The 4,583-nt window shown below is 39.2% G+C and carries 3 protein-coding genes; 1 reads left to right on the top strand and 2 read right to left on the bottom strand.

The features are described 5' to 3' along the window. Positions 1 to 828 (top strand): VCBS repeat-containing protein (locus Q0L68_RS16790; RefSeq protein ID WP_296705369.1); only part of this gene is annotated, 828 nt, incomplete at its 5' end. Between the two features lie 51 nt (positions 829 to 879). Here Q0L68_RS16790 and Q0L68_RS16785 read toward each other — a convergent pair. Both Q0L68_RS16785 and Q0L68_RS16780 read right to left on the bottom strand, forming a co-directional pair. Then, positions 880 to 3,300 carry an ABC transporter permease gene (locus Q0L68_RS16785; RefSeq protein ID WP_296705367.1) on the bottom strand — a complete coding sequence of 807 codons (2,421 nt, stop codon included), beginning with the start codon at positions 3,298 to 3,300 and terminating at the stop codon, positions 880 to 882. A gap of 151 nt (positions 3,301 to 3,451) precedes the next feature. Then, positions 3,452 to 4,583, bottom strand: a 1,132-nt coding sequence (locus Q0L68_RS16780) for an FtsX-like permease family protein (RefSeq protein ID WP_296705365.1), incomplete at its 5' end; no start/stop codon positions are given.

The raw sequence follows: 4,583 nt of genomic DNA, 5'->3' as shown, positions 1-4,583 counted from the left end.
CATTATCTGATTCGAACTTCAGATCCTACTAAGCTATGGACGCCTGTCACACTCCCGCATGAGCCAACTGTACATAGAATGTATTGGGTAAAAACAGCTGCTAATAATGCACATTTAGTGGTTCTTCCATTACATGGTCGAGGCAATCAAGGAGGTGAAGGATTGGGTGTAAAAGTATTAGCTTATGAAATGCCTGAAAACCCTAAGGAAGGATGGAAAACCCAAGTAATTGACCAATCCATGCATTTGACGCATAATATGACTTCAAAAGATTTGGGTATTGGAGAAGGGGAAACCATTCTTATTGGAGGAAAAGAAGGGGTGAAATCTTTCTCTTTTCAAAATGGAGAATGGGCATCTTCCTTGGATCAAAAATTCATCATCGAAAATTATTCTTTTGGTGAATTGAGTTTAGCAGAAACATCTTCTAATGGAATGCTTCTGGCAGGAATTGAGCCCATGCATGGAAATCGGGTTTCGGCGTATATCCATTCTTCAGGAGAAATAGGAACAACTAAAATGAAACGGGCGGTTTTGGATGAAAGCCTGAAAGAAGGGCATGGGATCGTCACCGGAGATTTTCTGGGAACAGGTACTGTACAAATCGTTGCCGGTTCTCGAGTACCTAATGAAGATGGAGATTTCGGAATCAAACTTTATGAGCCTTTAAATGACTCCTATGATGAATTTAAAACTCATTGGATCGATCAAAACGGGATGGCTTGTGAAAGCCTGACCTCAGCAGATCTTGATGGAGATGGAAAGTTGGACCTAATAGCTGCTGGCCGGGCAACCAATAATTTAAAGATTTATTGGAATCGAAGGTAGATAGGGCAGGATTTGGAATTATGTTAGAATTATCCCAAACCCTGAATTCTTCTACTCACTTTTTAAACTTTTTACAGGATTCACAACAGCAGCAGAAATAGCCTGATAACTCACAGTCAATAAAGCTATTACCAAAGTCAATAAGCCTGCTATTAAGAAAACATTGATTCCTAGGTCTACTTTGAAGGCAAAAGAATCTAACCAGCCATCCATGGCAAACCAGGCAATTGGAACGGCAATTAAAAAGGCAATTGCCACCAATTTGGCAAAATTGATCGAAAGCAAAAGCACGATACTTCCAACCGAAGCACCCAATACTTTTCTAACACCAATCTCCTTGGTACGAAGGAAAGCGGTGTAAGCAGCCAATCCGAATAATCCGATGCAAGCAATCAAAATTGCCAATGCGGAAAAAACTCCCAAGATCTTACCGGAGGTTTGTTCATTTTTGTAGAGTTCGGCCAAACTATTGTCCAGGAAGTAATATGAAATTGGAATTCCGTCTGCTTGCTCTTTCCATTTTTGTTCAACCAAATCCATTAATTCATTTTGTCTATTGGCCTCATAGCGAATCGCCAAAAAATTGGTGAATCCTGCTGGGTTTTTGGTATTGAAAATTGCCAATGGGGTGACCTTGGTATGCAAAGACTCAAAATTGAAATCCGCCACCACTCCCACTACGGTCAATTCGGAAGTTACATTTTCTCCATTGATATTATTAGTCGTCATCAGATGTTGACCTAATGGGTTCTGATCTCCAAAAAATACTTTGACTGCAGATTCATTCAAGATCAAGGAAAGGGAATCGTTGAAATTTTCATCAAAAACTCTACCTTGTTTTGGCTCAATACCAATAGTAGAAAATAAATCTGCCTCGGTAGCAAATCCTTTTGTAGTCAAGACATCTCCTCCACCAGGTTTGGTAAACTGTACTCCAAAAGTCCCTTGACCGGGCATGGTGCTTGTTTTTCCGGCTGAGATCACGCCTGGCATATTTTCAATTTCCTGTTTTAGAGCATCGTGATTAGGTTGATTTCCGAAGCGTCTCAAAACCAACACATTTTCCTTATCGAAACCAAGACTGGTAGATTGGATAAAATTGATCTGCTCATTGATGATCAAGGTTCCCGAGATCAATACGATCGCGATCCCAAATTGAAAAACTACCAAACCGTTTCTCAGCCAATTCCCTTTACTGGTTTTCAACTTTCCTTTTAGGATACTGATTGTATTGAATTTTGAAATATGGAATGCTGGATAATACCCTGCCAATAGACCAACTCCTACCCCAAACAGCAGCAATAATGGAATGGAAGTAATCATTGCATTAAAATCAAATACTAAAGATTTCTGAGCGAGGTTATTGAAAAATGGAACTGCAAAGCTCACCAAAACTATCCCAACCAATAAGCTGATGATCGTCAATAAAACTGCTTCCAATAAAAATTGTGTGATAATCTGTTTCCTATCCGAACCCATAGCCTTTCTCACTCCTACCTCTTTGGCTCTGTCAGCAGATCTAGCAGTAGCCAAATTGATGAAATTAATACAAGCGAGAACCAGGATAAAAGCAGCAATCGAAATAAAAATATAGACATATAGATAATTGCCGTTAGCCTTAAATTCACCTTCCAGATTGGAATGCAAATGAATATCGGCGACTGGTTGAAGAAAATATCGGTATCCGTTTCCAGCGGCAGTATAGTCCGCATAACTGATCCCAAGACCTCTCTCGATTTGCCCAGATGCATATTTGGTTACTAAAGCGGGAATCTGTTTTTCTACTTCTTCCGCTGATACATTTGGATCTATTTTCAAATAGGTATGCGCAGAAAATGAGGTGTAGTTTTCCTGATCAATAAAGGGAAATGAAGAACTCGAAATCAGGTATTCCAACTTCATATGGGAATTCTCTGGCATATCTTCCATCACACCGGTGATTTCATATTCAGCAGCTCCCTGCTCAATGGTCTTTCCTATAGGGGATTGACCTTTAAATATTTTCTCTGCAGTTGATTTTGAAATAACAGCAGTATTGGGTTCTGCCAATGCCGTTTCTTGATTACCCTGAAGCAGGACAAAATCAAATACATTGAAAAAATTAGAATCTACTGCCGCCACAAAATCCTCCTCATATGGGGTATCTTCATAAGTGATGATATTTCCCCTGCCGAAGTAAAAAATTTTAGTCGCTTCTTCCACACCTTTTAATTCCATTTGCATTACTTCCGCAAAGCTGTGAGGAATGATAGAATAAAAATTCACATGGTCCGGATAAATCCTTTCCAAAGCCACCCTGTGAATCTGCTCATGATTTGGGATAAACTTGTCGTATGAAAGTTCATCTTTCACATGAAGCATGATCAACATACAGCATAAAAATCCCAAGGTCAATCCCAATACATTGATAATGGAATAGACCTTGTTTTTTTGGAGATTTCTAAGGGCAATTTTGAAATAATTTTTAAACATGAGTCCTGGGTTATAGTATTACTAAATACTCATTTTACTGTAAAGCAATTTCGGGATTTACTAATTTCAGCATTAAGGTTTCAATTCTTCAACCATCCGCCTTCTGTCGGAATTAAATCATACGTCATATATCCCATTTCATAAATCTCTTTCATTCATCTTTAATCGAATCCACTGGATTTGACCAAGCTGCTTTCAAGGCTTGAGAACCTACAGTCAAAATCGCAATAAGCAAAGTCAATCCACCCGCAACAAAGAAGGATAAAATCGATAATCCAGCTTTATAAGGGAATGACTCTTGCCAACTTTGCATGGCATACCAAGCAATCGGAAATGCAAAGATCATGGCTATGCCGACTATGATTATAAAATCCTTGCTGACCAAACTCAGAAGGCTGGCGCTACTTGCTCCGAGCACTTTTCGGATACCTATTTCTTTTGACCTTTGCTGAACCGTATAAGCTGCCAAGCCAAATAATCCCAGACAGGAAATCATGATTGCTAAGATGCCCGCTATCGTAAAAGCCTTACTTAATTGCTGATCTGACTGATATTGTGAAGCAAATTTCTCATCCATGAAAAAGTAGGTAAATGGATTTCCCGGAAATATATCTTCGTAAATACTTTGGATAGAAGCGAGGTTTCCTACCATCTGATTGGGATCCACTACTAATGAAAAATAGCCATCCGCTTGAGAAGGAAGGAAAATCATCGGAGAGATCTTTTCTCTCAAGGACATATGATGATAATCTTTGACGACACCTATTACTTCATATGGGTCACCCCAAAGGATGTTTTTACCAATGACATCTGCTGTACTTTGAAAACCCAGTTCTCTCACCGAACTCTCATTCAAGATCAGTTTTTTCGCCGCTCCCCAACCTTGCTCTGCATCTGCTTGGCTAAAGTTTCTTCCTGCCACTAATTCAATTTCATATGTTGGTATAAACTGATCATCCATGATCATCATGGCATAACTTTTATCCTTATCCTCAGGTCTGGGAACCATTGGAGTAATTCCACCTGCGGAAAAATTATAACTGATTCCTGGAAGAGCATTAGATGCACCTATTCCTTTTATAAAAACCTGAGAAAGCAAACTCTGCTTGAAGTTCGCCATTTTACTTTTCTTATTTTCCCCTACATCATTGGGGCCTTCTACAATGATCTTTTGATCTAGATTCATGCCTAAATTCCTATTCTGCATAAAACTCAGTTGATCCCGAATGACCAGCGTACAGACTATAATCCCAATGGAAATAACAAATTGAAATACCACCAAG

Source organism: Algoriphagus sp. (genome assembly GCF_024642405.1).
Classification (GTDB): Bacteria; Bacteroidota; Bacteroidia; order Cytophagales; family Cyclobacteriaceae; genus Algoriphagus.
The sequence above is the reverse complement of the archived record's forward strand: the minus strand, read 5'-3'. Positions and strand labels throughout refer to the sequence as shown.

Bases quoted from the DNA above. Each gene is read 5' to 3' on its own strand.
- Q0L68_RS16785 (WP_296705367.1), bottom strand. From the start codon at position 3,300: ATGTTTAAAAATTATTTCAAAATTGCCCTTAGAAATCTCCAAAAAAAC.